Here is a 25,749-nt window from a genome sequence, read left to right as displayed (position 1 = left end):
TTTAGAGTAGGTGATAGCTATGTCGGCTGAAGTTCAGGAGGTTAAGATTCTCGAGAAGCCCTGGGTTGAGAAGTACAGGCCCCAGAGGCTCGACGATATAGTCGGTCAGGCTCACATAGTCAAGAGGCTCAAGCACTACGCCAAGACCGGCTCGATGCCGCACCTGCTCTTTGCAGGGCCTCCGGGCGTTGGAAAGTGCCTTACAGGCGATGCCAAAGTTATAGTCAACGGTGAGCTAACGACAATAGGTGAGATTGTTGAGAGGCTAAGCAACGGAAAGTTCGGCCCGACCCCTGTCAACGGCCTCAGGGTTCTCGGCGTTGATGAAGATGGCAAACTGAGGGAGTTGTCGGTTGAGTACGTCTACAAAGACAGAACCAAGGAGCTTGTTAGAATAAGGACGAGACTCGGCAGGGAGCTCAAGGTCACCCCTTACCATCCCCTCCTCGTGAACAGGAAGGACGGAAGAATCGAGTGGGTTAAGGCCGAAGAGCTTAAGCCCGGGGACAGGCTTGCAGTTCCGCGCTTCCTCCCGGCGGTTCTCGATGAAGACCCCCTGGCAGAATGGCTCGGCTACTTCATCGGCGACGGCCACGCCGATTCAACAACAAACGCCATAACCTTCACCAACACCGATGAGAGGCTGAGGAAGCGCTTCATGGAGCTGACCGAGGGGCTCTTCCCAGACGCGAGGATTAAGGAGAGAATCCATAAAAACCGCGCTCCAGACGTTTACGTGAACTCAAAGATGGCGAAGGAGCTCGTTAAACGCCTCGGCCTCGCGGGCAGAAAGGCTGACAAAGTTCACATACCGGAGCAGGGATGGAAGGGCCTGCGCTCCTTCCTGAGGGCCTACTTCGACTGCGACGCCGGCGTGGAGAAAATCGGTATCGTCCTCTCAACCGCGAGCAGGGAGATGGCGGAACAGGTTTCCTACGCTCTGGCCGGACTCGGAGTGGTTGCCAAGGTCAGGAGCAAAACCGTTAGGGGACGCACCTACTACTACGTTGTGATTTCCGGCTCTGAAAACATATCCCACTTCCTCTCGGAGGTCGGCTTCTCAGTTGAGGAGAAGAGGAGAAAGGCCGAGGCCCTGATAAAGAGGCCAAACCCCAACGTCGGCTCGCTCTACGCCGACAGGGAGCTGATTTCCTACGTCAGGGACAGGCTTAAGCTCAACTTCTACGACGACAAAGCCCGCTGGAGTCCCGAGAAGGCCAGGAAAATAGCCTGGGAGCTGATGAAGAAAATCTACTACCGCCTCGACGAGCTGGAGAGGCTTGAAAAGGCCCTCTCGAAGAGTGTACTCATCGACTGGAACGAAGTAGCTGAAAAGAGGAAGGAAATAGCCGAGAAGACGGAAATACGGGCCGACAGGCTCCTTGAGTACATCAGGGGCAAGAGGAGGCCCAGCCTGAGGAACTACCTCAAGATTGCGAAGGCCCTTGGAATTGAGCTTGAGGAAACGGTAGAGGCCATGAGAACCTTTGCCCGGAAGTACTCCAGCTACGCTGAGATTGGAAAGCTTATGGGCACATGGAACTCAAGCGTTAGAATAATCCTCGAGAGCAACACCGAGAAAATAGAAACCCTTGAGGAAATCAGGAAGGCCGAGCTGAAGCTCCTGAGGGAAATCCTGAACGACGACAAGCTCAAGCGGGGAGTGGCTTACCTAATCTTCCTCGCCCAGAACGAGCTTCTCTGGGACGAGATAGTCGAGGTCAAAAAGCTCGAAGGCGACTTCGTAATCTACGACCTCCACGTGCCTGGCTACCACAACTTCATAGGCGGCAACCTTCCGACGGTTCTCCACAACACAACAGCAGCTTTAGCCCTTGCGAGAGAACTCTTCGGCGAGAACTGGAGGCACAACTTCCTCGAGCTGAACGCGAGCGACGAGCGCGGCATAAACGTCATCCGCGAGAAGGTGAAGGAGTTCGCAAGGACGAAGCCGATAGGGAGCGCGAGCTTCAAGATAATCTTCCTCGATGAGGCTGACGCTCTAACCCAGGACGCCCAGCAGGCCCTCAGGAGAACGATGGAGATGTTCTCTAACAACGTCCGCTTTATCCTGAGCTGCAACTACTCCTCGAAGATAATCGAGCCGATCCAGAGCAGGTGCGCCATCTTCCGCTTCAGGCCGCTCAACGACGAGGACATAGCGGAGCGGATAAGGTACATCGCGGAGAACGAGGGCCTCGAGCTGACGGAGGATGGCCTCCAGGCGATACTCTACGTTGCCGAGGGAGACATGAGGCGCGCGATAAACGTTCTTCAGGCCGCTGCTGCCCTTGACACCAAGATAACAGACGAGAACGTCTTCCTCGTCGCCAGCAGGGCGAGGCCTGAAGATGTCCGCGACATGATGCAGCTCGCCCTTGAGGGCAACTTCCTCAAGGCCAGGGACAAGCTGAGGGAGATTCTCCTCAAGCAGGGCCTCAGCGGCGAGGACGTCCTCATCCAGATGCACAAGGAGGTCTTCAACCTGCCGATTCCGGAGGATAAGAAGGTCGCTTTGGCCGACAAGATAGGCGAGTACAACTTCAGGTTAGTTGAAGGGGCCAACGAGATGATACAGCTCGAGGCTCTGCTGGCTCAGTTCACCATAATGGGCAAGTGATAGCTATGCCGAGGGAGATGCCCTGGGTCGAGAAGTACAGGCCGAGAAAGCTTAGCGAGATAGTCAACCAGACGAAGGCGATAGAGCAGGTCAGGGCGTGGGTTGAGGCGTGGCTCCACGGCCATCCGCCCAAAAAGAAGGCTTTAATCCTCGCCGGCCCGCCAGGAAGCGGGAAAACCACTACCGTCTACGCTCTAGCGAACGAGTACGGCTTCGAGGTAATCGAGCTGAACGCGAGCGACGAGCGAACCTACGAGAAGATAGAGCGCTACGTTCAAGCTGCCTACACGATGGACATCCTCGGGAAGCACCGGAAGCTCATCTTTCTCGACGAGGCGGACAACATAGAGCCGAGCGGGGCCAAGGAGATAGCCAAGCTCATCGACAGGGCCAGAAACCCGATAATAATGGCCGCCAACCACTACTGGGAGGTTCCGAGGGAGATACGCAACAAGGCCCAGATAGTCGAGTACAAGCGCCTCACCCAGAGGGACATAATCAAGGCCCTGGCCAGAATACTCCACAGGGAAGGGGTTACAGTCCCCAAGGAGGTTCTCTACGACATAGCCAAGCACGCCAACGGCGACCTGAGGGCGGCTGTAAACGACCTCCAGACCGTCGTGACTGGGGGAGTTGAGGACGCCCACGAGGTCTTGGCCTACCGCGACACCGAGAAGAGCGTCTTCCAGGCTTTGGCACAGGTCTTCGCCACCGACAACGCCAAGAGGGCCAAACTCGCGGTTCTGGGCGTCGACATGTTCCCGCATGAGCTGCTCCAGTGGATAGACGAGAACGTCCCCTACGTCTACTACAGGCCCGAGGACATAGCGAGGGCCTACGAGGCGATAAGCAGGGCCGACATATACCTCGGGAGGGCGCAGAGAACCGGAGCGTATTCCCTCTGGAAGTACGCGACCGACATGATGACGGCAGGCGTTGCCGTTGCCGGCGTCAAGAAGAAGGGCTTTGTCAGGATCTACCCCCCGAAGACGATAAAGCTCCTCACCGAGAGCAAGACTGAGCGGACTTTGAGGGACTCGGTCATAAAGAAGATAATGAAAGAGATGCACATGGCCAAGCTCGAGGCTTTGGAGACCCTCAACTACCTCAGGGCGATATTCGAGAACAACCCCGACATGGCGGCCCACTTCGTCGTCTACCTCGACCTCGACCTGAAGGAGGTCGAGTTCATAGTCGGAGACAGGGAGAAGGCCAAGACGATATGGGCCAAGAGCATGAACATCGAGAAGAAGCTGAAGAGAGAGAGTGAACTGGAAGCCAGGGCCAGGGAAGCTGGAAAGGAGAGCGAAGAGGAGACTGCCGCGGAGGAAGAGGCGGAAGAAGCTGGGGAAGGGACTGAAGAGGAGATAAGCGAGGAGGAGCTTGAGAAGGCGGAGGAGGAAATCGAGCCGGTCGGAAAGGAGGAGTCAGAGAAGATAGACCGGCCGAAGAAGAAGGGCAAGCAGGCGACGCTGTTCGACTTTTTGAAGAAGTGATTTCCCTTCTCTCCCTATTCTATGGTGTTCACGGCTGGAGTTCTTCAAGGAGCGCGGTCATCTTTTCCTTCAGTTCGGGGAGCTTGTTCCTTATTAAATCCCATATCAAGACGGTGTCAACGCCGAAGTACTGGTGTATGAGGATGTTCCTGAGGCCGATTATCTTCCTCCATTCGATTTCCGGGTGTCTCTCGCGCACATCGGCCGGGATAGCCCGGCACGCTTCCCCTATTATCTCCAGATTTCGCACGACTGCATCTATGACCATCAGACTCGCCTGGAATTCCTCGAGGCTCATGCCTTCCGTGTACTCTTCAATCCGCGAGATGGCCTCCAAGACGTCGTTGATGTAGAGCCTATAATCCCTCAAGGGCCACCGCCTCCCTCCAAACGTACTCTCTAACGCCGGGTTTCAGGGCCTCAACGGTTATGAGGTCAACCTCAATCCCGAGCAGGTCTTCGAGGAGGAACTTCAGCTCCATGTAGTTATCAAAGGTCTTCTTCCCAGGCTCGAACTCGACCAGAACGTCCAAATCGCTGCCCTCCCTGGCTTCTCCCCGGGCATACGAGCCAAAAAGCCAGAGCCGCCTAACCCCAAGGCGCCGTATCTCATTGGAGTGCCTTTTGAGAACCTCAATTACCTCAGCGATGTCTCTCGGGGCCATACACTTGAAGTTACGACCTCGAGCCTAATAAACCTTCATCCCAGAATCCTCACGTCCGCACAGACCTTAAAAACGTGGGGCTTGAAGTCGCTGACCTTCTTCACCCTAACGTCGCACTCCTTTCCCTGCCTTAAGCACTCCTCGATTATCCTCTCCTTGAAGTCATCTATCTCCGCCTCGTGAACGAAGTCGTAGTAGTGGAGCCACCTCTCCGCTTTGCTCAGAGTTAGGGCTAGGGCATCGACGTCCCTCGGCGTGGGGCTTATCACGCGGTCGTAGCTCGGCAGTTCCGGCAGAACCTTGAATGCATCTCCGTGAATGAACTCTATCTCCCCTTTCAAGCACTTCCTGTTGCGCTCAATGTTCTCCAAACCCAGTTCGTAGGCCTCCCTGTTCAGCTCCACCGCAGTGATTTTTACCTTCCTGTACCGCGCTATAACGAGAGCGTACGGCAGAACGCCGGCGAAGGGGATTAGAATTCTCTCGCCATCGCGGACGAGCTGGGCAAGGCGGTAGCGTTCGCCCTTCATCCTCGGGTTGAAGAAGGCCTTTGAGAGGTCGACCTTTATCTCGACGCCGTTTTCCTTGTGGACGGTCTCGAGTCTCTTCTCGCCCCAGATTATCGAGTACTCCCTTATCCTGAAGGCCCCCTCGTGGAAGCCCTTCTGGGCCACGACCCTGATGAACGGATGAACCTTCCGCAGGCCCCAAACGATGTCGTCGACCCTGTGCCACAGCTCCCGCGGTATCTGGACTACCGCTATGTCCCCGACGACGTCGTACCTCCTTAGGTGTCTCAGCTCCTCGGGGGTTAGCCTCTCGGCCAGAACGCTCTCGAGGTTCTTGTATATCTGCCTCTCCGGCCTGAGAGGGAGTTCAACCTCTAAAACTTCGTAGCCGAGCTCGCGAACGGCTGGGTCATCGATGACGGGGAGGAGAACGGACTCACCTTCCCTCCTCGGCCGCCTCTTGCCGTCGTAGAGGCCCAGCTTCTTTAGCTTCCTCTTCACCGGCTCCGCTTCCCCCTTTGGAACCTTCAGCGCGGGCATGGCTACCGAAGTTGGTTGGAAAAGAACCTTAAAAGCTTCACTTCCAGTAGGGCTCGCGCATGAGAACAGCCTTCCTGAATATATCAACTATCTCCGCATCACTCGCGCCATTTCTCATGGCCGTGGCGAAGTCTATCAGGTCGTTCTTTCTCAGCAGGCAGGTCTTGAACTTGCCGTCCGAGGTGACCCTCAAGCGGGTGCAGTTGGCGCAGAAGACCGTGTTGTGCATCGCCCTGACCACCTCGACCTCGGCAACGCCGTAGTCCGTCGGTACGAAATACTTCTTCCGCCTGTGCATCCTCCTCTCGCGCGTCTCTATAGCTTTCTTCTCAAGCTCTCTCTCGACGGGCTTGAGCGGGTAGAAGTACTTCCTGAAGAAGCCGGTTTCAGTCATCTCCCTCGGGGCTTCAAGCTCGATGAGCTGGAGTATCGTTCCAGTTTTGGCCGCGAAGTCCACCATGTCCCAGATTTCACCATCGTTGAGGCCTTTCATAACGGTCATGTTGAGCTTGACCGGGCTGAGGTATTTCACAGCCTCCTCGATTCCCTCAAGAACTGTTTCCAGCATGTCGACGCCCGTAATGCGCTTGTAAACGTCCGGTTTGAGGCTGTGGAGGGAGACGTTAACGCGGTCGAGGCCCGCTTTCGCCAGCGGTTTCGCCAGCTCTTTAAGCCTGCTCCCGTTGGTCGTCATGCTCAGGTCGACCACGTAGGGCTTTATGAGCCTCACTATCTCCAGTATGTCACTCCTGACGGTAGGCTCGCCGCCGGTTAGCTTGACCTTCTTTATGCCAAGGCGCGATGCTATTCTAACGAGCCTCTCGATTTCAGCGGGGGTTAGCTCCAGCTTCGCGCTGAAGTGCTGGCCCTCCCTGTGGCAGAAGAAGCAGCGGAAGTTGCAGTCCTGCGTGAGCGAGATCCTGAGGTTCGTTGCGGGTCTTCCGAAGCGGTCGTAGAGCACCATGGGAACACCGGGATGATTAACCCACTGGCTTAAAAAAAGATTTTGGGTAAACGTATTTGATTAACCCAAGTGAGGGAAAAAGGTAAAGTAGGGGGAGGGAGCAAGGGTTTACAGGCTTTAACTGGGGGGAAACTTATGAAGGCCGAGAGGGTTCGTGAGGTTATGGGCAGAATAGAGGGCCTCCACAGGGAGTTTGAATCCAAGTTCCCTCTTCTGTACGAGGAAAAGAGCTACGAGGGCCTTTATGAGCTCGTCAAAGGGCTCTACACCCTCGTGAGCGAGAAGATGGATCTGGCGGGTGAGCTGTACCGCGAGATGGTTCCACTAGGTGGGGAGGTCGAATCCGTCGCCAGGGAGCTTCAGAAGAGCGAGCACCAGATGAAGTTCCGCCTTGAGGAGATAATGACGATACTCTCAAAGCCGGACGCCTACTCGGAGAGGACGAAGCTCAAGGCGGCCCTTGAGAGACTCGTCCACTTCCACAGGATATACGACTACACCGTGAGGAGAACCCTCCAAGTCATAGGCAAGGAAGTGGAGAGCCTGGAGTTCATCGAGAGGATGGGGTTGGAGAGCGAAAACCAGAAAAAGGCACCCGCCAGTATAATCGAGAGGCTGAAGAGGATCGACGAGATTGAGGAGACTCTGAACAAGACGCTGGTGTTTATGAGAAGGCTCTACAGCCATCCCGGGGACGTCCACAAGGTGGAGGAGGCTCTAATCAGCTGGCACAGGATGGGCCTGCTCTGGGTCGAGGCGAGAAACGTGGAGAAGCTGAGCGGCGTGAAGAACGCCCTGGAGATACTCGAGGGGCTCACTCTCATCGGAGTAGTGGAAAGGAAGGAACGGGGGGGTGAAAGTGTCTACAGACACAGGAGTTTCAGTTCGGGTTAGGGGCATATACAGCACGGCCCTCACGAAACTCTTGCTCGACAGGGGTTTCCGGATTTCCCAGCCCAGCCCAAGGGTTGCGGAGAGGCTAGGCATCGAAAGGACCTACGACGAGTTCGACGTCGACATATACGACAAGAGGGATCACCACGGGGTCATTCTGGTTGGAACCGGGGTTGAGAAGGTTAAGGAGGCGTTTGAGGAGGAGTTTATAGACGTCCTCTTCAGGAGGCTCCCCTACCAACTCTACGGGATCTACAAGGGGCTCGTGGTAAAGAAGGACGAGAGGTACGTCTACGTCGACATAGGGAGCGCCATAGGGACCATACCCATCGACGAAGGCAAACGCCTCCAGGAGGGGGACGAGGTTCTGGTTCAAGTTAAAAAGCACAACCTCCTCCCGCACCTCAGCACGACCCTGACGATACCCGGTGACTACGCGGTTTTAATCCCAAAACCGGTTGGATCGCAGAGGCACGTCAAGATATCCCGGAAGATAAGGGAGAACTCCGAGAGGGAGAGGCTGAGGATACTGGGGCTTAGCATCGACATGGGCGACTGGGGGATACTCTGGAGGACGGCTGCAGCTTACAAGGACTGGAACACCCTGAAGGACGAGATAATAAAGCTCTCGAAGGTGGCCGACAAGCTCAAGAAGGCAGACCGCTACTCAGCTCCGGAGCAGATAGTCGAAGGTAGGAACATCTACGAGGTCGAGTTCGGAGGAGGGGCCAAGAAGAAGCTCGACGAGATAAGGAACAAAGCCGTTCCGACCATAGAGGGACACCACCAGCTCAAAGCCTACGACGTGGAGTTCAGCTTCGCGGTTGAGATAGCTGAGGGGATACTCAGGAAGGTTCCGGGCCAGAGGTTGAAGGTAAACCAGGGCTTCTGGGAGGCCCTCGTAGATTCCAAGGGGCCCAGGCGCGGCTGGCTGTTCTTCCTGGAGCACAACAAGCCGGACGGGCAGAGGTACAAGCTTGGGCCAGGCGAAGTCCTCGAGGTCTCCTTCAACCCGCTCAAGGTCACCATAAGGAGAACCCTTAAGCCCGGCAGGTTCTACGACGGCCTCGACCTCCCGATAGAGCTCGGGGACTACGCGATAACAGAGATAGAGGCCGGCAAGTGGTGGTTCGTCCACCGCTACTACAACAGAAACGGCGAACTCAAGGGCGAGTACTACAACATCAACACGCCCGTCGAGATCTACCCGGACAGGGCCCGCTACATCGACCTCGAGATAGACATCGTGAAGTGGCCCGACGGCAAGAAGGAGATCATAGACAAGGACAAGCTCAGGGAGCACTACGAGGACGGGGTAATCGGTGAAAAGCTCTACCGCGCCGTCCTCAAGATAACGCAGGAGGTCTACGAGAGGGTTTAGGGCAGGTTTTGATGCCCAGCTTCTCAGCATCTTTTTTCAGTCTTTTATCGTAGGTCGCCAGCCTTTTGAAGTCCTCGGCAGTCGCCAGGATCACCATGTCATTGAAGCGCTTCGGATTCTTGGTCAGCTCCAGCGCGCGTTTTGTGTACTTCCCGCCATCACCGATTACCTTCGTCCTTGGGCTGTTCAGAACTGAGGAGACCACCTTCATTATGTCTTCACCGTTGTAACCCTCTCCCCTGAAAAACCAGTAGAGCTCATAGAGAACGATACTCGGTACTACCCATCTTTCCAGCGATGCGAGAAGGTTTCTAGCTTCCGGGTTGAACTCTGAATCACTAAGGATGGCGTATATGAAGACGTTGGTGTCTATTACCGTCACTCCTCATCACCCTGACCCCTTCTTATGGCCTCCTCAATATCCTCGACCTTCAGTCCCTTACCCCCGGGCAGTAGGGGGAGTTCAAGGTCGCTCTTTTTGATCACCGCCTTCCCGTCTTCGATCTCGACGACGAGAACGTCCCCCACTTTAATCCCCAGCTTCTTCCTAATATCGCTTGGGATAGTAATTTGATAATTTCTAGTTACCTTTGTGATCCCCATAGTCCCACCTGACATAGTAGAACACTGGAGTGTAAAAACGTTGCGGTGGAAATCCTTTAATATTTCCCAGTGTCTTTTACCGTTGGGTGATAAAATGAAGCCTGGAGTTTTGAGGGGTTATTCCCGGAGCCTCAAAAAAGTCCATGAAGCAGGCGCGACTACCGAGTATTCCTACCGCACGGCATTTAATGAGTTTCTCCGTAGTTTATTTCCAAGGGAATACAACGTAAAGATAATTCATGAGCCAGGAAGAGAGACATTTGGTGCCCCGGATTTCAAAATATCAACGGATACCGGAATAATTGGATACATTGAGACTAAGGCTCCCCATATTGACCTTCACAAGCTACCTAAGAGAGACAAAGGCCAGATTAAACGCTATTCTGAGAGGCTGGACAACTTCATACTGACCAACTACCGTGACTTCGTTCTCTACCAGAGGGGCGAGAAGGTTGATGAGGTTTCCCTCCTTGACGAGGACTTTAACCTGATCGAGTCAAACGTGGAGAAGTTCAACCGGCTTATCCAGAGGTTTCTGAGCTTTGCAGTCCCCAGTATTAAGGATCCTGAGAGTCTTGCCCACATTTTGGCAAAGAGGGCCATGATCCTGAAGGATGTGGTTCTCGAAAATATGGGTGAGGATGAGCAGCTCCAGTATCTCTATCAGGCATTTAAGGAGCACCTCATGGCGGGAATGAAGAAGAGCGAGTTTGCAGATGCCTACGCCCAGACCGTAGTTTACGGTCTCTTCATGGCTAGGTTCACGATAAAGGGCCGCCTCACAAGGGAGAACGTAGCCTTCAGAGGCGTTCCAAAGTCTCTCCGCGTTGTCCACGAGATTTTCAAGTACATAGCCTCCGACCTTCCGGATTACCTCGAGTGGATCCTTGAGGAGCTCATTGCGATACTCAACAACGTGGACGTCGAGGCGCTTAAGAGGCGCTTCCACTTCGGAAACGGCGAGTTCGATCCCTTCCTTCACTTCTACGAGACGTTTCTGGCGGAATATAACCCCCGGCTCAGGAAGTCGAAGGGGGTCTATTACACCCCGATTCCCGTCGTCGAGTTCATCGTCAACTCGGTCGATGAGATACTGAAGGAGAGGTTCGGAAAGAGGCTTCATGATGATGGAGTAACCATACTCGACCCCGCCACAGGAACCGGGACGTTCTTGGGCGGTGTCCTCGACAGAATACACCGGAACATCAAAGGAACCCTCTTCCAGCTCTACCTCAAGGAGAGGCTTTTAAACAACATCTACGGCTTTGAAATCTTGATTTCTCCCTATCTCGTCGCTCACCTCAAGCTCTCAATGGTTCTCAACCAGTGGGGAATAACGCTGAGGGACAACGAGAGGTTCAGGATCTATCTAACCAACACCCTTGATTTGATGCGTGAGAAGAAGCAGGCCGGCCTCTTTGAGAGGGCTTTGGACAGGGAGAGCGAGGAAGCGGATAGGGTGAAGAAGGACGCGAAGATATTCGTGGTCGTCGGAAACCCACCTTATGAAACAAGAAAAGATGAAACTTACATTCAGACTCTCCTAAAAGACTACATGAAAGGCTTGGGAGTTGAGAAGGAGAAATCCAGAAACGCCCTACAGGACGATTACGTTAAGTTTATCCGCTTCGCCCAGTGGAAGATAGAGCAGAACGGTAAAGGGACAGTCGGCTTCATCACGAACAACTCGTACCTTGACGGCCTCGTCCACAGGAGGATGAGGCAGAGTCTGATGGAGAGCTTCGACGAGATATACATCCTCAACCTCCACGGGAATACAAGGAGGGGCGAAACAGATGAGAACGTCTTTGATATCCAGCAGGGCGTTGCCATAGCGCTCTTCGTGAAGCTGAGAGAAGGAAAGCACAAAGCGGAGGAGTGTAAGGTCTACTATTACTCAATCGTCCACGACGCGGGGAAGATAACGAGGAATGAGAAGTACGAGTTTTTGAGAAACGAGAGCTGGAAAACCGTTGAGTGGAAGGAACTCAAGCCCAAAGAGCCATACTACTTCTTTGTACCAAAAGACCTCAGCCTTGAGGAAGAGTACAGCAAGTTCCCGAAGCTGGACGAGATTCTTGAAGTTTACAGCTCCGGGGTTGAAACAGGCAAAGACAGTGCCCTTGTAGCTTTTTCAGAGGAAGATTTGGAGCTAATTATCAGTGATATTTTAAACCCTCAAGTTTCCATGGCACAATTAAAAGAGAAATATGGTCTTGAGTCAACTTCTGGGTGGCGGTTTGAGGAAAGAAGGGCAAAGATTGTAGGAACTCCCATGAAGCCTAGTAACTTCAAAAAACTCGCCTACAGACCATTTGATTGGAGATGGGTGTATTACGAGCCAAAAATTCTAAGACGGGCTCATTTTAATGTCATGAAGCATTTCTTAGCTGATATGAATATTGGCATTGTTACTGAGAGAATTGTTCCGAAGATGAGACTTTTGTGGGATGCAGTTTTTGTTGTAGATACAATATCCGAGTTGCACCTGACAGGCTCTAAGTCTTATATCTTCCCCCTCTACCTCTACTCCGACGACGGCAAAACGAGAAGGCCCAACCTAAAGCAGGAATTCCTCGAAGAGCTCAAAAAACGCTATGGCGATATTACTCCGGAGGACTTCCTGTACTACGCCTACGCAGTTCTTCACGACCCTAAGTACCGGAAGCGTTATGCTGAGTTCCTCAAGTTCGACTTCCCGAGGATACCTCTCTACGACAGGGAGACCTTCAAAAAGTACAGAGAAATCGGCGAGGAGCTGGTCAAGCTCCACCTCATGAAGGTTGATTTCCCGGTCGAGCCCAAACTGGTCGGCGACGACCTCACCGTTGAGAGGGTCAAGTACGACGGTAAGGACTGCGTGGCCATAAACAAAACGACCAAGCTCTGCGGAATCCCACCGGAGGTCTGGGAATACGCGATAGGTGGCTACCGCGTCATAGAGAAATACCTCAAGGGCAGAAAGGGAAGGAAGCTGAGCCTCGATGGGCTCGAGCACATCTACAAAGTCGTTGAAATCCTGAGGAGGACGATAGAACTCGTTAGAAAGCTTGAGGATATAGAGCCGAAGTTTTGATTCCCCCGCCAAATATTACAAAATCGGTAATATACTTGGCGAGTAATATTCAGAGGTTTTCTTTTTTGTTTCCTAGTGGGGTTTCGATTGCGTCCTCAATCCCCCTCTCCGTTATCCTGAAGTAGACCATTCCTCCCTCGGGCCTGAACCTGTGCCGCTCAAGGACGGCTATCCTCCTCCCGGGCGTCGGGAGCCTGTCGAGCCTCAGTATATCCTTGCACCGGTAGCCGAGGGTCTGCTCCGCAACAGGTCGCGTCCTCTCAGTCCTGCTGTCGAAGTGCACCTGGTTTATGACCAGAACAGGGATGGAGTTCCTCCTCGCTATCCAGAGGAGAACCTGAAGCTGCTTGCTCAGCTCGGAAGTCAGAGCCCTCCAGTCCTCCTCGGCGCGGTAGTGGGCAGTTATGGAGTCCACAACGACCAGGCCGAACTCACCGTTAACGGCCTTCTTTAAGGAACCTATCGTCCTCCTCTGCTCCCTCATATCGCCCGGGGTGAAGAGTATGAAGCGCGACAGGACTTCTTCGGGGTCAAACCCCCTAGCCCGCGCCATTTGGGAAAGCCTCTCCGGGGAGAAGCCGCCCTCGGTGTCAACGTAGGCCACCTTCTTACCGCTCAGAAGGCCGGCCTGCACGGCGAGGGTAGTCTTGCCAGAGGCGTAGGGGCCGTAGATCTGGGTCAGAACCCCCTCACCAAAGCCACCCCCGAGCAGTTCATCCAGTGATTTGACCCCCGTGCTGAGCATGGACACCCCTCAGAGGACGAGCTCCTCGCCGGGCTTGAGGACCTTCACGAAGGCGAAAACCCGGTTCTTCATGAGCTCCTCCCTGAGCTTCTCGGGGCTTCCCTCCCCGTAGGTGCCGTAGTGCATCGGTATAACAACCCTGGGCCTTATGTCCTCGATTATCTGGGCCGCCTCGCGCTCGTTCGCAGTTGAACGGCCGCTTATTGGCACGAGGAGCACGTCCACCTTCCCCTTAAGCTGCTGAAGGGCCGGGAACGAGTAGGTATCGCCAGTGTGGAAGACCGTCTTATCGCCTTCAATAAGATAGCCGAGGGGGTACTGACTAGAGGGGTGTTCCATGAAGAACGCGGTGACTTTGACGCCGTTTCCGAGCTCGATGGTCTCGTCGGAGTCTATAGCCCGGACCTTGGTGACCCCGTCGCTGATGGCCATCATGTAGACCTGCTTAGGCCCTATCACCTCAGCGTCCCGGAGGCGGGAGAGGAGCTCGACCTTCCCGTAGTGGTCGGTGTGCTCGTGGGTTATCAGGATGTAGTCCACATCCCCGATGAGGTCATCATCAACGTCAGGGTACGGGTCTATCAGTATCTTAACCCCCTTCGTCTCTATCCAGAAACACGCGTGCCCATGCCATATGATCTTCATCACGTCTCACCAGTGATTGGATTGGGGGTTGAGAACTTAAACGTTTCCCAGGAAAAGCGTTTAAGGGGCTCCGCTTATCTACCCATGATGAACATGTCGGCCACAAAAGCCCTTCGGAGGGAACTTCTTTCGGTGGTGCTTATCGCCCTGCTCGCCCTGAGCCTCATAGAGGCCTCGAAACTAAACGGGCCGAGTGAAGACGTCCTCTCCCAGGTCAACTCGATCCTCGCTAAGGTGGAGGAGATAAGGGGCCTCCACTTCAAAGAGCCCCCAAGGATCATAGTCCTGACCAAGGCCCAGGCGAGGGAGAGGTTCAAGCCTGGGAAGCCGGACATCAGGAGGATGAGGCTTGAAGAAGACGTTTACAAGATGAGCCTCCTCCTGGAGCCGAACTACCCCTACGTCCACGAGAAGATCGAGCAGAGCGTGGGCTGGATAGCCGCGACAGTGGGGGACGAGATTTACATCATAGCGGAGAACTTTCTGGCCGACCCTGAGACGGCGAAGAGGGTCATAGCCCACGAGAGCGTCCACGTGCTCCAGAAGCAGTGGTTCAACGCCCCCTACGGCGGACCAACGCTCGACACGACCAAGGCCATCCAGGCGGCGATAGAGGGCGACGCGGATCTCGTAGCAGACCTATACTGCAACGAGACCGGCATACCTATCCACAAGATAACGGACCTCTACACGAGGGATCCCGTTACAGACCTGGGGATCTTCCCCTACGTCTTCGGCGACAGGTTCGTCGCTTACCTCTACAAAAAGGGCGGCTGGAACCTCGTCAACTCGATGTATCAAAACCTCCCCAACACCACCAAGGTCGTGATGTTCCCCGATCTCTACCTCGAAAACTGGACGCCCCTGGATCTCCGCCGGCAGGTAGAAGGACTGCTGGACAACGCCACCGTGTGGTATTCCAGCAGGATGGGGGCCTACTACGTCTTCCTGCTCTATTGGGGACACAACGCGACGAAGGAAGAGGCCCTGGAGATGGCCCGGGCGTGGGATGGGGACTGGCTCGTCATGGGCGACGTCAACGAGAGCGGAAAGATCGAGAGGATCCTCGTGTGGGGGATTCTGTTCGAGGACGAAGGGAAAGCCAAAGAATTCGCGGGCTTCCTAAGGAATCTGTCAAGGGGGAACGAGTACGCCCACTTCTCGGTGGAGCAGAACGGTAGGGAGGTCATCCTGAAGGCCGAGAAAGAGCTGGGGGAGGTAAAGGAAAATGAGGGCCAAGTTAGTATGCCCCCTGTGTGGATTAAGATATGATGAACCTGTGCAGAGGTGCGAATGCGGCGAACCTGTTGAGTTCGAACTCTTCACGAGCGAACCGTACATAGGAAAGACAGTCTGGGAGCGCTTCTGGGACTTCTGGCCGGTTGAACCCGCCCTAGAGTTCTCGCTCGGCGAGGGCGACACACCGCTGGTCAAATCCAAAATAGGTGGGGAGCTCGGCGTAAGGCTCTACCTCAAGAACGAGACGGTGAATCCCACGTGGAGCTTTAAAGACAGGGGGACTTTTTTGGCGATGAGCTACGCCTTAAAGGCCGGCTACAAGGCAGTCGGAACAGTCTCGACAGGCAATATGGCGGCGAGCGTTTCGGCCTACGCTTCCCGCTTCGGTCTCAATGCCAAAATCCTCGTTTCTGAAAGCGCTAGCAATGAAAAGCTGAAAGCCGTTTCGGTTTACGGCGGGGACGTGATAAGGGTCAGAGGCGACTACGGGAGGCTCTACTTCGAGAGCCTTAAGCTTGGAGAAAAGCTCGGGGTCTATTTCATCAACTCGGACAACCCCTTCCGCGTTGAGGGTTATAAGGGCATAGCCTTCGAGATAGCCGAGGAGGTAACGCCGGATTACGTCCTAATCCCGACCAGCTCAGGTGGTCTGTTCAGGGGAGTGGCTAAGGGCTTCATCGAGCTCCACAAGAGCGGGCTTATTGAAAGCGTTCCAATCCTTATAGCGGTTCAGGCAGAGGGCTGTTCGCCGATATGCAGGGCCTTCAGCGAGGGGAAAACAAAAATCGAGCGCTTTGAAGGGCCAAAAACGATAGCAAAGGCCATAGCAAACCCGTATCCACCGAGCGGGAACGCCGTTCTGAAGCTCCTGAGGGAATTAGGCTGGCTCTGTGTCGCGGTGAGCGACGACGAAATCGGGGAGGCCCAGAGAAAGCTCGCGAGAGAGGGCCTCTTCGTCCAGCCGGCGAGTGCAACCGGAATAGCGGCGCTGAGGAAGCTCGTTGAAAGCGGGACCATCCCGGAGGGAGCGAAGGTTGTCTCCATCCTCACCGGCTCCGGGCTGAAGACGCTTTCCCACGCGGAAGGTGGGAAAATAATGGAATGCGCGCTTGAAGACCTCGAAAACTGCCTGGGGTGATGGAAATGCTCGTTGGAATCGGCTTGATGCCACATGGAAATCCGGTTCTGATGCCCGAAGACGAGGAAACGAAGAGGCTTGCGGAGGTTTTGAAGGACATCGGGAAGGCGTTCAGAGACGTTGACTCCTACGTTTTGATAAGTCCCCACAACGTTAGGATGAGCGACCATATTGGCGTGGTCATGGCAGAGCACCTGATCTCGTGGCTCGGCTTCGAGGGCGTTGAACTCCCGGGGGAGTGGGATACCGACAGGGAGCTTGCGGAGAAGATATACCACGCAACGAAAGACCGTTTCCCGGTCGTTGACCTGCACTTCGCCAGCAGGAGCGGAAGGTACTCGAGGTGGCCCTTGACGTGGGGAGAGTTAATACCGTTGCAGTTTTTGGAGAAGAAGCCGCTTGTCCTTCTAACGCCGGCGAGGAGTTTAAGCAGGGAGACCCTAATCAAATTCGGAGAGGCCCTCGGCGACCTCGTCGAGGAGAGCGAGAAAAAGGTCGCGCTGATAATCAGCGCCGACCACGGGCATGCCCACGACGAGAACGGGCCCTACGGCTACAGGAAGGAGAGTGAGGAGTACGACAGGCTGATAATGGAGCTGATAAACGAGAACCGCCTCGAAGAGCTTCCCGGCGTTTCCGGGGAGCTGGTAAGGAAGGCTCTGGTAGACAGCTACTGGCAGATGCTTATGATGCTTGGCGCCATGAGGGTCGCTCACTTCGAGTTAAAGGCCTCGGCGTACGCCTGTCCTACCTACTTTGGCATGGCCGGAGCCCTGTGGGTGAGGAAATAATTCAGTCCAAAACGTCAAAGCTGATCTCAAGCAGTTCTTTGCTCCTCCTGAAGCGGATCTTACGGATTTTTATCTCCCCGATTTCTCCCGTCGTCCTTGTGTGCTCCTTATTGCACGCGTTAACGTTCCAGCCCTCTATGACGACAACCTTAAGCGTCCTTACCTCCTCAGGAACGGGGAATAGGTCGTACATATCCTCACCAAAGCGCTCCTCGGCTTCCTCTCTGGGTAGCTCGTAGACCTCAATTGGGACGTTCTCCCGAACCTTCTCGTTGGCGAGCCGCTCTATCTCGGCTATCTCCTCAGGTGTGGGCTTTCGGTCGAACTTGACCGTCAGGACTCCCCTGTTGTCCTTGACGTAGGTCGACGCCGTCCACTTCGCTCCCTCACCGAGAACCTTGACGACGGCACCCTTGACCACGTGGAGGGCAGTATGGGCTCTTACCTCAACCGGGAACACCTCCACCACCAGCCTTCAATCGATCGGAGACTATTAAAAACTGAGTGGACACGCCCGTCCGGTAAAGTTATCCACGCGCCGGGTAAATCGGGAGGGCGGTTATCCGAGCCACCTTGAACGTTTTTCAGCCCACCGGTTTTTGGGCCGAATAAATCCCAGCAGAACCTTGCATTGTTAAACAAAAACCGTTATAAATGCCAAAAACCATGCACTAATGCAGGATTACAAACTTTTGAGGTGGTCGAGATGGCCGAGAAGAGGAGGAAGAGGGTCGTTATTCTGGGAGCCGCCGGAAGGGACTTCCACAACTTCAACGTGTTCTTCAGGGACAACCCCGAGTACGAGGTTGTAGCTTTCACGGCTACGCAGATTCCGGACATCGAGGGAAGGGTTTACCCGCCTGAGCTCGCAGGAGAGCTCTACCCAAACGGAATCCCGATATGGAGCGAGGACGACCTTGAGAAGATAATCAAGGAGCACAACATTGACATAGTTGTCTTCGCCTACTCAGACGTCTCACACGAGCACGTCATGCACCTCGCGAGCAGAGCCCACAGCGCCGGTGCCGACTTCTGGCTCCTCGGCCCGAAGAGCACCATGCTCAAGTCCAGCAAGCCGGTCATAGCCGTTACGGCAGTCAGAACCGGCTGCGGAAAGAGCCAGACGAGTAGAAAGGTCGCCCAGCTCCTCCAGGAGATGGGCTACAAGGTCGTTGCGATAAGGCACCCGATGCCTTACGGCGACCTTAGAAAGCAGGTCGTCCAGCGCTTCGCCAGCTACGAGGACCTCGACAAGCACGAGTGCACCATCGAGGAGCGCGAGGAGTACGAGCCCTACATCGACAGGGGCATGGTCGTCTACGCGGGAGTTGACTACGAGAAGATCCTCCGCGAGGCCGAGAAGGAAGCCGACATAATCCTCTGGGACGGCGGAAACAACGACTTCCCGTTCTACGAGCCGGACCTCTGGATAGTCGTCACCGACCCGCACAGGCCCGGCCACGAGCTCAAGTACCACCCAGGTGAGACCAACTTTCGCGCCGCGGACGTTATCATAATCAACAAGATCGACACCGCCAACAGGGACGACGTCCAGAAGGTCAGGGAGAGCATCGAGAAGGTCAACCCGAACGCCATCGTCATTGATGGAGCTTCACCGCTCTACGTCGACAAGCCCGAGCTGATAAAGGGCAAGCGCGTTCTGGTTGTGGAAGACGGCCCGACCCTCACCCACGGCGGCATGAAGTACGGTGCCGGCTACATCGCCGCCAAGAAGTACGGCGCCAAGGAGATAGTCGACCCGAGGCCCTACGCCGTCGGCTCAATCGTCGAGACCTACAAGAAGTACAGCCACCTTGACGTTATCCTGCCGGCCATGGGCTACGGCGCCAAGCAGATCAAGGAGCTCGAGGAGACCATCAACAAGGCTGACGCCGACGTCGTCATCATGGGCACCCCCATCGACCTCCGCCGCGTCATGAAGCTCAACAAGCCGGCGGTAAGGGTCAGGTACGAGCTTGAGGAAATCGGCGAGCCGAAGCTCAAGGACATCCTCAAGGACTGGGTCGAGAAGTGCGAGAAGCTCAAGAAGTGAGCTTTTCATAACTTTTCTCTTCCATTTCCCCGAAAACATTTTATCGGTCGTGGCCAATCTAGGGAGGGGATTCCATGATCGTGTTTGCTGCGGGAATGCTGTTGTTTTGGATTATCGGGATCATGTCAGTGGTATGGGTTATCTACGACGTCCTGACGAACCAAAAGAAGATGCCCGATGGTGAAAAGATCATCTGGATCCTGGTGGCGCTGTTTCTCAACCTAATCGGCGCCGTGATCTACTACATCATCGTCAAATCCAGCGGCAGGTACGAAGAGGTCCCGGAGGAGGGATTTGAGGGCCTGGATCAACCGATCGAGATCTGACCCGAGCCTCTTAAGTCTAAACCCACGACCTCAAACACCACACGAAGTCCACTTCTATCACTTTAACTAGTTCAAGGGTAACGTGGAAATAACCAAAATAATTGGTTCTAAACCTTTGGTTAAAGCAACGTATTTTATGGATAAATACTAAATACATTCTAAGGTGGTCCCATATGCCCCGGCTTCCGGCTGCCTTTGTCTCGGTTTTCATTTTAATCGCCCTCACAGGACTCACCCTGGGGGCAAGCTTTGTGGAGTACTCCACTGGAATAGGCAAACCGGGCTTCGAGGACGTGTCCTGTGCCGGATCCATGTGCGTGGGGCTCTCGAGGGGAGATAATGGTGCCACGCTTGTGTTCTTCAGGGTCGGGAGTACGCACGCGAGGGCCGTGGAGGTGTCGGGCGCTTCCCCATCCCGTGTCGAGCTCAAAGGCTTCAGCTGGGGCTACGCGGTTCTCATCGAGCCTTACATAGTGGCGTTTGATAGCTCTCTCCAGGTCCTCTGGGTGAAGGAATGCGTTGATTGCGGGAGCATCTCGATAGGGAACGTTGGGGATAAGATCGCGGTGGCCTTTGCAAACGCCTGGGGCTACACAAACCCCCGCTCAGGGGTGGGCGTTGCGATCATAGACAAAAGCGGTTCCGTCTCTTGGAAGGCGCTGTTCAGGGACACCGGCGAGGGGACGATGGACTTTGTGGTGGCCAATGGGAACGACTACATAGCTGTAGGAGGCTTCGGTGACTATCACGGATATCCCCTCATCGTGGGATCCCACGGGGGCTCCCTATGGGCCCTCTCACTCTCAGGAGAAAGCGGGGAGAGGATATACATAGAGGACGTCGAGGCGGTTCCTGGGGGCTACGTCCTTGTTGGACGCTACCAGTACGGCTGGGAAGGATGGCAGCACTACTCCTTCCTCATGAAAATTGATGTGCAGGGAAACATTGGGTGGTACAAGGTCTTTGAGGAAACCGACTTCAAGAAGGCCGTGAAGTCCGATGGAAAGGTTCTGGTTCTCAAGCACTCCAAGGACTTCCTTGGGCTGGTTCTTGTTGACCCCTCAAACGGTGACGTCACGTTCTCAGAGGGACTCATCGTGCCGGCCATGTCGTACATATACGACCTGATCCGAGTTCCGGACGGCTACGCCGTTGTGGGTGCAGTGTACACGGGAGATTTTGATGGATGGGGCCATCATCCGGCAGTTTTTACGCTCAACAAAGCCCTTGAATGCCCGGAGTGCAGGGAAGTGAGGGAGTATCAGCCTAAGGTGAAGAAAACCGTGATGGCAGCGAAGAAGGTCTCCCTCAGTCGCGCTGACAGGCAATACTGGGACCCCAAGATACGGGACGCATCCCTAGGGATAAGCTACAGGGACGTGGAGCTCAAGGAGATAGTTCTCATGGAGCCGCAGATGACAACATCCCCCACAACTACAACCACAACCACCACAACGCCCCCCAAGACAGGTGTGGTCTTCCATGACCCCCTCGACGGTTCCTCGAAGGGCACCGCCAGGGCCAAGTATTCATCAGGCTATACCGGACAGTGCGCCCTCCTCAGCCGCGATGACGACCACGTCACGTACAGCGGAAACATCCTCCCGCGGGAGAAGGGCACCATAGTCTTTTACTGGAAACCCCCGGCGGATCTGTACGAACTCTACTCCTACAGGCACGAGGGATGGAAGGACTACGGGAAATACAAACCCCCTGCAGGAGGTTTTCTGCTTGACAACATAGGCTGGAGGGCGACCAACCATGGGTCATTCTACATATCGCTCCAGCCCATCTCGTGGACGAACCCCGAAAAGTCAGGGCAGGGAATATCATGGAACATATGGGACGGGTCAAAATGGCACTCCGCTGGATACCCAACGGTTAGCAGGCCAACACTCAGCGCAGAGGCCAAGGAGAATGGTGTTCTGCTCAGCTGGAGTTCGGAAAAGCCTCTGTGGCTCTGGGATCCAAACACATGGTATCAGATAGCGGTGAGCTGGGGACCGAAAGGGCAGAGGCTCTACATAAACGGCCGTCTAGTCGCGGAAGGAGACTATACTGGACCGATAGACACCTCAAAAGACTTCTCCCTCGGCCAGAACCCCGGCTACTGGCCCTACGGGCCCCACAGCATGCACGGCTGCTACGACGAGCTTACGATCTACAACGATCAGATAGAGCCGGAGAGCGAGCTCGCCAGTCCAAAGATCGTGGGCTACGTAATTTATTACGACACAGAGCGGGGAAGGAGGGGACACTCAGTGGAGGTTGGAGGCGCTGACAGCTACCTCCTGAATCTCCCACAGGGCACGTATTACATCTCAATAGCTGCAAAGACTGAGACGGGCTTCGTCGGCCCTCCAACCGAAGAGATTGAAGTTAGGCTCGAGGCCACCGGAACCAAACCCAGCCAACAATCCACAACGTCAAAATACCACCCCTCACCCACGACGGCGAAATCAACACCTGCCGAGACCTCCACGACGTGCGCCGACTGCGGCTCAGGGGGCCTCAGCATCTGCGGGCCGGCGGGAGTCCTACTACTCTCCATGGGGATCTGGACGACGGTTAAGCATCTGAAGAAAAAGTGAGCCCTGCCTTTTTCTTTTTGACCCTTTGGAAGCCGCCAACGGTTCAAAAGTAGTTCCTCAGCACGAAGACCACGAAACCAAGGGCCACCAAGCCCAGGACAATGATCACAACCGTCTCCAGTGTTGAGTACTCCCTGAGCTCACTCCTCTCCCCTAGGAACTCCTCGTTTTTTGCCCTCGCCTTCTTTTCGGAATCCAGAACCGTCTTCTGGTCGGGAATGATTGTTCTCACCATAGGGATCCCCGATTAACACTGCTCCCCACGGTACTTAAGTTTTCTCACGGAAGGCATAAGGCCACCCCGCGGTATATTGTAATGCGGGCACATGTTGTCCACACCCAAAACCGGAAGCCTTTTAGGAAGAAAACCCAACTCCCCCTGCCCGGGGAGTGCCGCCGAAGGCGGAGCCGATGAACTTGGGCGGGTTATTACCCCCTTTGGGTGACGGGAATGAGGGAGTACCTAATCTACTCGGTTCTGGCCGCTTTTTTCGCTTCGCTCGTCCCGATATTCGGGAAGCTCGGCCTCAAAGACGTCAACCCCACGTTAGCAACAGCTGTAAGGGCCGTTGTAATGGCGGTCTTTCTGGTTGGCGTTGCCCTCGCAAGCGGCTCAACCGGCGTTGCTGAAATCAACGGCAGGGCGCTCCTCTTGATAACCCTCTCCGGGCTTGCGGGGGCGCTCTCGTGGTTGTTCTACTTCATGGCGATAAAGAACGGAAGGGTTCCAGCTGTCATCGCGATAGACAAGACCAGCGTTGCCCTCGCGATATTCCTTTCCTGGCTCGTTCTCGGGAGTAAGATGGACCTGAAAACGGTGCTTGGGGCAGTCTTGATAGTCATCGGCACGATTTTGGTGTCGCTGTGAGGAGTTTATAAAGATTGAGAACTCACACTTCTCAACCTTTATAAAGGGTTGAGAACTATAACTTCTCAGGTGTCCACATGAGACTGGGTGATCTCACCTACATGAACCCCTGGTGGGAGGGGAAAGAGGACTACCACGTGAGGCGCTGGAAAGAGCAGAAGCTCCACTGGCGGCCAAAGTGGCTGGGGAAGCTTTCGCTTAAGCCGTTCTCCCTCAACTTCGTCCTCGGCCCGAGGCAAGTGGGGAAAACCACAGGGATAAAGCTCCGGATTCAAGAACTCCTGAAGGATAACCCGCCCGAGGCCGTTCTCTACATCAACGTTGAGGTCTTGCCAAGCCACCGCGAGCTCCTAAACCTTCTCCGCGAATTCCAGGAGCTCAAGGAGAAGGAAAGGATTAAAACGGGTTACATCTTCCTCGACGAGGTCACCTCACTTGAAGGCTGGTGGCGCGGGATTAAACCGCTCATGGACACCGGCTTCCTGGAGAACGATGTGGTTACGGTTACCTGCTCAAGCTCCCTGAGGGTCAAGAGGGACATTGAGCTCTTCCCGGGTAGGAGGGGAAGCGGGAGCACGATAGAGGTCATGCCGCTCTCATTTCCAGAGTACGTGGAGGTAATGGGGCTCGGGAAACCGAAACTGCGGAGGGAAAAAGTGCTGAAGCTTTTCGAGGCCTACTTGAGTACCGGTGGATTCCCGGCATCGATAAACGGCCTCCCGATGGACGACCTCCTCGGGGCGTATATCGGAGAGATCGTGAGGTTCGGGAAGAGCCTCGAGATAGCTAAGGAAACCTTCGCGGCGATAATAAGGAGCGCCCCCTCGGCGACGAGTTTCAGAGCCTTAGCTGGTATGACTTCAGGCTACTCCTACAAGGCGGTCCAGGACTACATCAAGTCCTTCACCGAGCTTTACATCCTCGGGATAGCCTACCTAAAGCAGGGAAGCCAGGTACTCTATAAGCGCGAGAAGAAGTTCTTCTTCCGCGATCCCCTCCTGGCTAGGCTCTTCGCCCTGTGGAGCGGGACCGAGCTTAGGGAGGACGCACTATACGAATGGGTCGTTCAGGAACACCTCCACCGCCGTTTCGGTGAGGTGTACTACTACAGGAACTCCTATGAAGTCGATGCAGTTGCCGGAGACCTCAAGGTCGAGGTGAAGGCTGGAAAGGCCCACAGGAGGTACCCGAAAAGCGTAAGGGTGCTGGAGAAGGGGGACGTGCCCTTCTTCCTCCTCGAACTCACTCCCCCACAACCTGCACTATAACCCTCCTGTGCCTCGGCCTCACGTCGAGCTCAACGAAGAAAATCTGCTGCCATGTACCCCTAACGAGACGACCATCAACGACCGGGAAGCACTCGCTAGCTCCAAGGAGCGTGGCGCGGAGGTGGCTGTGGGCGTTGTCGTCTATCCTGTCGTGGAGGTAGCCGGCCCCTTTGGGTACCAGCTCCCTCAAGGCCCTCTTGAAGTCCTCAAGAAGGCCGGACTCGTGCTCTATCGTTACTATCGCGCCCGTTGCACCGGGGACGAAAACCAGAACCTGACCGTTCTTCACCCCGGACTCCGCAACGACCCGCTCAACCTCGTGCGTTATGTCCACGAGGTCAATCTCGCCCTTGGTTGAAAAGCGGAGCTCCCCAGTGTGAACCCTCATCCCCTCACCCCCAGGAATTCGATAAGCCGCTTGACCTTTTCGACGACCTCCAGTGGATCAGCCCCGAAAACGTAGACTAGCGGCTCAACCCCATGGCCGCCCTCGTCAACGACCACGTCCGGGTTTTTCTCCAAGAAAGCGCGCGCTATCTCCCTAACAGCTTCCTCCCTCCCCATACCACCCGTTCTCACCCTGGCAACCTCGAACCCAGCGGATTTGATGGCCCCCTCAACGTCGCGGCCGTACCTAACGTTGAGGACGCTCCTCACCTCGGGCCTGAACTTCCCGACCTCAACCAGTATGCCCGCGGTGAAGCTGCTCGCCCCGAACTCGGGTGGAAGTGCATAGGGTTTGCCCTTAGCCAGGGTTATCCTGCCGGGAACGGCCGCAACATCGCCGGGTCCGGCCGGGGAGGGGAGGGCGTACGCGAAGTTGCTCCTCACCTCTGGGATCAACGCCCAGAAGCCCTCCAAACTGAGGAGGGTTTCAAGGGCTATAGACAGCTTCTCCAGCACCTCACCGCGGTCGCGCTGCACGGAGTATATCGTGTGGCACGCCTCCTCGCTTATCCCCGCGTACTCGGAGTAGAACCTGCAGAGGAAGCCGCTCTGGAAGAGTTCAACCAGCCGCCTAGAGACCATTATCACGGCCTCATCCCTGCCGCCGCCGTAGAGTATGAACCTCCCGACCTCCTCGGCGATCTCATCTATCCTGAGGGACAGCTCATCCGGCGGTTTTTTGTACTTGCCCGCCAGGTACTTGCTAACCATCGCCTGGGTAACCCCGAGGTAGTCCGCGATCTCAGCCTGCCTGAGGCCCCCCCGATAGAGGACCTCAGCGATCCTAGCGCGCAGGTAGGGCATCACTTCCTCCGCGAGGTAGACGGCGGGGGTTCTCATGGTTATCACCGACCCAAGGATAATCGGCTTATAGCTTAAAGGGATGACGG

At 55.3% G+C, this 25,749-nt stretch carries 25 protein-coding genes; 13 read left to right on the top strand and 12 right to left on the bottom strand.

Annotated features, from left to right (window positions below; all coding sequences use genetic code 11):
- Positions 1-19 precede the first annotated feature (19 nt).
- Positions 20-2,620, top strand: coding sequence for a replication factor C small subunit (locus tag ACZ5AM_RS02690; RefSeq protein ID WP_464915908.1), 2,601 nt, complete (start codon positions 20-22; stop codon positions 2,618-2,620).
- A 5-nt stretch (positions 2,621-2,625) separates the two neighbouring features.
- Positions 2,626-4,116, top strand: a complete 1,491-nt coding sequence (locus ACZ5AM_RS02685) for a replication factor C large subunit (protein ID WP_464915398.1) — start codon at positions 2,626-2,628, stop codon at positions 4,114-4,116.
- Between the two features lie 28 nt (positions 4,117-4,144).
- Here ACZ5AM_RS02685 and ACZ5AM_RS02680 read toward each other — a convergent pair whose 3' ends face one another.
- The 4 genes from ACZ5AM_RS02680 to moaA are packed head-to-tail and all read right to left on the bottom strand — an operon-like array spanning position 4,145 to position 6,791.
- Positions 4,145-4,486 (bottom strand): HepT-like ribonuclease domain-containing protein, encoded by a 342-nt coding sequence (locus tag ACZ5AM_RS02680; protein ID WP_464915397.1) that lies wholly within the window; start codon positions 4,484-4,486, stop codon positions 4,145-4,147.
- The gene (locus ACZ5AM_RS02675; RefSeq protein ID WP_464915396.1) at positions 4,473-4,781 is read right to left on the bottom strand and encodes a nucleotidyltransferase family protein; all 309 of its coding nucleotides are present in this window, start codon (positions 4,779-4,781) and stop codon (positions 4,473-4,475) included. Before ACZ5AM_RS02675 ends, ACZ5AM_RS02680 begins: the two co-directional genes overlap by 14 nt.
- 35 nt (positions 4,782-4,816) lie before the next feature.
- On the bottom strand, positions 4,817-5,830 hold the full coding sequence (gene taw22, locus ACZ5AM_RS02670) for a tRNA (guanine(37)-N1)/4-demethylwyosine(37)-methyltransferase Taw22 (RefSeq protein WP_464915395.1): 1,014 nt from the start codon (positions 5,828-5,830) through the stop codon (positions 4,817-4,819).
- 37 nt (positions 5,831-5,867) lie between these two features.
- On the bottom strand, positions 5,868-6,791 hold the full coding sequence (gene moaA, locus ACZ5AM_RS02665) for a GTP 3',8-cyclase MoaA (RefSeq protein ID WP_464915907.1): 924 nt from the start codon (positions 6,789-6,791) through the stop codon (positions 5,868-5,870).
- Positions 6,792-6,929: 138 nt separating this feature from the next.
- Here moaA and ACZ5AM_RS02660 point away from each other — a divergent pair, with 138 nt between their 5' ends.
- Together ACZ5AM_RS02660 and ACZ5AM_RS02655 are read left to right on the top strand one after the other, a co-directional pair.
- On the top strand, positions 6,930-7,688 hold the full coding sequence (locus ACZ5AM_RS02660; protein ID WP_464915394.1) for a hypothetical protein: 759 nt from the start codon (positions 6,930-6,932) through the stop codon (positions 7,686-7,688).
- Positions 7,654-9,069 (top strand): ribonuclease FAU-1 family protein, encoded by a 1,416-nt coding sequence (locus ACZ5AM_RS02655; RefSeq protein WP_464915906.1) that lies wholly within the window; start codon positions 7,654-7,656, stop codon positions 9,067-9,069. The genes ACZ5AM_RS02660 and ACZ5AM_RS02655 overlap by 35 nt, the downstream gene beginning before the upstream one ends.
- Here the strand turns inward: ACZ5AM_RS02655 and ACZ5AM_RS02650 are convergent.
- Both ACZ5AM_RS02650 and ACZ5AM_RS02645 read right to left on the bottom strand, forming a co-directional pair.
- Positions 9,035-9,451, bottom strand: coding sequence for a PIN domain-containing protein (locus ACZ5AM_RS02650; protein WP_464915393.1), 417 nt, complete (start codon positions 9,449-9,451; stop codon positions 9,035-9,037). The two genes, ACZ5AM_RS02655 and ACZ5AM_RS02650, sit on opposite strands and share 35 nt — an antisense overlap.
- Positions 9,448-9,672, bottom strand: a complete 225-nt coding sequence (locus tag ACZ5AM_RS02645; RefSeq protein WP_464915392.1) for an AbrB/MazE/SpoVT family DNA-binding domain-containing protein — start codon at positions 9,670-9,672, stop codon at positions 9,448-9,450. The genes ACZ5AM_RS02650 and ACZ5AM_RS02645 overlap by 4 nt, the downstream gene beginning before the upstream one ends.
- 94 nt (positions 9,673-9,766) lie before the next feature.
- Here ACZ5AM_RS02645 and ACZ5AM_RS02640 point away from each other — a divergent pair, with 94 nt between their 5' ends.
- Complete coding sequence (locus tag ACZ5AM_RS02640) at positions 9,767-12,748, top strand: type ISP restriction/modification enzyme (protein ID WP_464915391.1); 2,982 nt, start codon at positions 9,767-9,769, stop codon at positions 12,746-12,748.
- Between the two features lie 49 nt (positions 12,749-12,797).
- Here the strand turns inward: ACZ5AM_RS02640 and radB are convergent, their stop codons facing one another.
- Both radB and ACZ5AM_RS02630 read right to left on the bottom strand, forming a co-directional pair.
- Positions 12,798-13,493, bottom strand: coding sequence for a DNA repair and recombination protein RadB (gene radB, locus ACZ5AM_RS02635; RefSeq protein WP_464915390.1), 696 nt, complete (start codon positions 13,491-13,493; stop codon positions 12,798-12,800).
- A 9-nt stretch (positions 13,494-13,502) separates the two neighbouring features.
- Positions 13,503-14,138, bottom strand: coding sequence for an MBL fold metallo-hydrolase (locus ACZ5AM_RS02630; RefSeq protein WP_464915389.1), 636 nt, complete (start codon positions 14,136-14,138; stop codon positions 13,503-13,505).
- A gap of 87 nt (positions 14,139-14,225) precedes the next feature.
- Between ACZ5AM_RS02630 and ACZ5AM_RS02625 the strand changes: the two genes are divergently transcribed.
- The 3 genes from ACZ5AM_RS02625 to ACZ5AM_RS02615 are packed head-to-tail and all read left to right on the top strand — an operon-like array spanning position 14,226 to position 17,306.
- Positions 14,226-15,410, top strand: a complete 1,185-nt coding sequence (locus tag ACZ5AM_RS02625; protein WP_464915388.1) for an eCIS core domain-containing protein — start codon at positions 14,226-14,228, stop codon at positions 15,408-15,410.
- Complete coding sequence (thrC, locus tag ACZ5AM_RS02620) at positions 15,367-16,515, top strand: threonine synthase (RefSeq protein ID WP_464915387.1); 1,149 nt, start codon at positions 15,367-15,369, stop codon at positions 16,513-16,515. Before ACZ5AM_RS02625 ends, thrC begins: the two co-directional genes overlap by 44 nt.
- Before the next feature lie 5 nt (positions 16,516-16,520).
- Positions 16,521-17,306 (top strand): DODA-type extradiol aromatic ring-opening family dioxygenase, encoded by a 786-nt coding sequence (locus tag ACZ5AM_RS02615; protein ID WP_464915905.1) that lies wholly within the window; start codon positions 16,521-16,523, stop codon positions 17,304-17,306.
- 1 nt (position 17,307) lies between these two features.
- Here ACZ5AM_RS02615 and ACZ5AM_RS02610 read toward each other — a convergent pair whose 3' ends face one another.
- Positions 17,308-17,766 (bottom strand): alanyl-tRNA editing protein, encoded by a 459-nt coding sequence (locus tag ACZ5AM_RS02610; protein ID WP_464915904.1) that lies wholly within the window; start codon positions 17,764-17,766, stop codon positions 17,308-17,310.
- A 246-nt stretch (positions 17,767-18,012) separates the two neighbouring features.
- Here ACZ5AM_RS02610 and ACZ5AM_RS02605 point away from each other — a divergent pair, with 246 nt between their 5' ends.
- The 3 genes from ACZ5AM_RS02605 (at position 18,013) to ACZ5AM_RS02595 (ending at position 22,276) form a co-directional block, all read left to right on the top strand.
- A complete protein-coding gene (locus ACZ5AM_RS02605) occupies positions 18,013-19,359 on the top strand; it encodes a cyclic 2,3-diphosphoglycerate synthase (protein ID WP_464915386.1) in 1,347 nt (448 codons plus the stop codon).
- Positions 19,360-19,433: 74 nt separating this feature from the next.
- Positions 19,434-19,685, top strand: coding sequence for a PLDc N-terminal domain-containing protein (locus tag ACZ5AM_RS02600; protein ID WP_464915385.1), 252 nt, complete (start codon positions 19,434-19,436; stop codon positions 19,683-19,685).
- Between the two features lie 173 nt (positions 19,686-19,858).
- Positions 19,859-22,276, top strand: a complete 2,418-nt coding sequence (locus ACZ5AM_RS02595) for a LamG-like jellyroll fold domain-containing protein (protein WP_464915384.1) — start codon at positions 19,859-19,861, stop codon at positions 22,274-22,276.
- 43 nt (positions 22,277-22,319) lie between these two features.
- Here the strand turns inward: ACZ5AM_RS02595 and ACZ5AM_RS02590 are convergent, their stop codons facing one another.
- The gene (locus ACZ5AM_RS02590) at positions 22,320-22,511 is read right to left on the bottom strand and encodes a hypothetical protein (RefSeq protein WP_464915383.1); all 192 of its coding nucleotides are present in this window, start codon (positions 22,509-22,511) and stop codon (positions 22,320-22,322) included.
- A gap of 216 nt (positions 22,512-22,727) precedes the next feature.
- Between ACZ5AM_RS02590 and ACZ5AM_RS02585 the strand changes: the two genes are divergently transcribed.
- The gene (locus ACZ5AM_RS02585; protein WP_464915382.1) at positions 22,728-23,144 is read left to right on the top strand and encodes an EamA family transporter; all 417 of its coding nucleotides are present in this window, start codon (positions 22,728-22,730) and stop codon (positions 23,142-23,144) included.
- A 77-nt stretch (positions 23,145-23,221) separates the two neighbouring features.
- The gene (locus tag ACZ5AM_RS02580; protein ID WP_464915381.1) at positions 23,222-24,412 is read left to right on the top strand and encodes an ATP-binding protein; all 1,191 of its coding nucleotides are present in this window, start codon (positions 23,222-23,224) and stop codon (positions 24,410-24,412) included.
- On the opposite strand, the gene ACZ5AM_RS02575 is transcribed toward ACZ5AM_RS02580, so the two are convergent.
- On the bottom strand, positions 24,387-24,800 hold the full coding sequence (locus tag ACZ5AM_RS02575) for a secondary thiamine-phosphate synthase enzyme YjbQ (RefSeq protein ID WP_464915380.1): 414 nt from the start codon (positions 24,798-24,800) through the stop codon (positions 24,387-24,389). The genes ACZ5AM_RS02580 and ACZ5AM_RS02575 overlap by 26 nt on opposite strands.
- Positions 24,797-25,699, bottom strand: coding sequence for a thiamine-phosphate synthase family protein (locus tag ACZ5AM_RS02570; RefSeq protein ID WP_464915903.1), 903 nt, complete (start codon positions 25,697-25,699; stop codon positions 24,797-24,799). The genes ACZ5AM_RS02575 and ACZ5AM_RS02570 overlap by 4 nt, the downstream gene beginning before the upstream one ends.
- Between the last annotated feature and the right edge of the window lie 50 nt (positions 25,700-25,749).

The organism is Thermococcus fumicolans (assembly GCF_055386755.1).
This window is presented reverse-complemented; position numbering and strand designations above follow the sequence as displayed.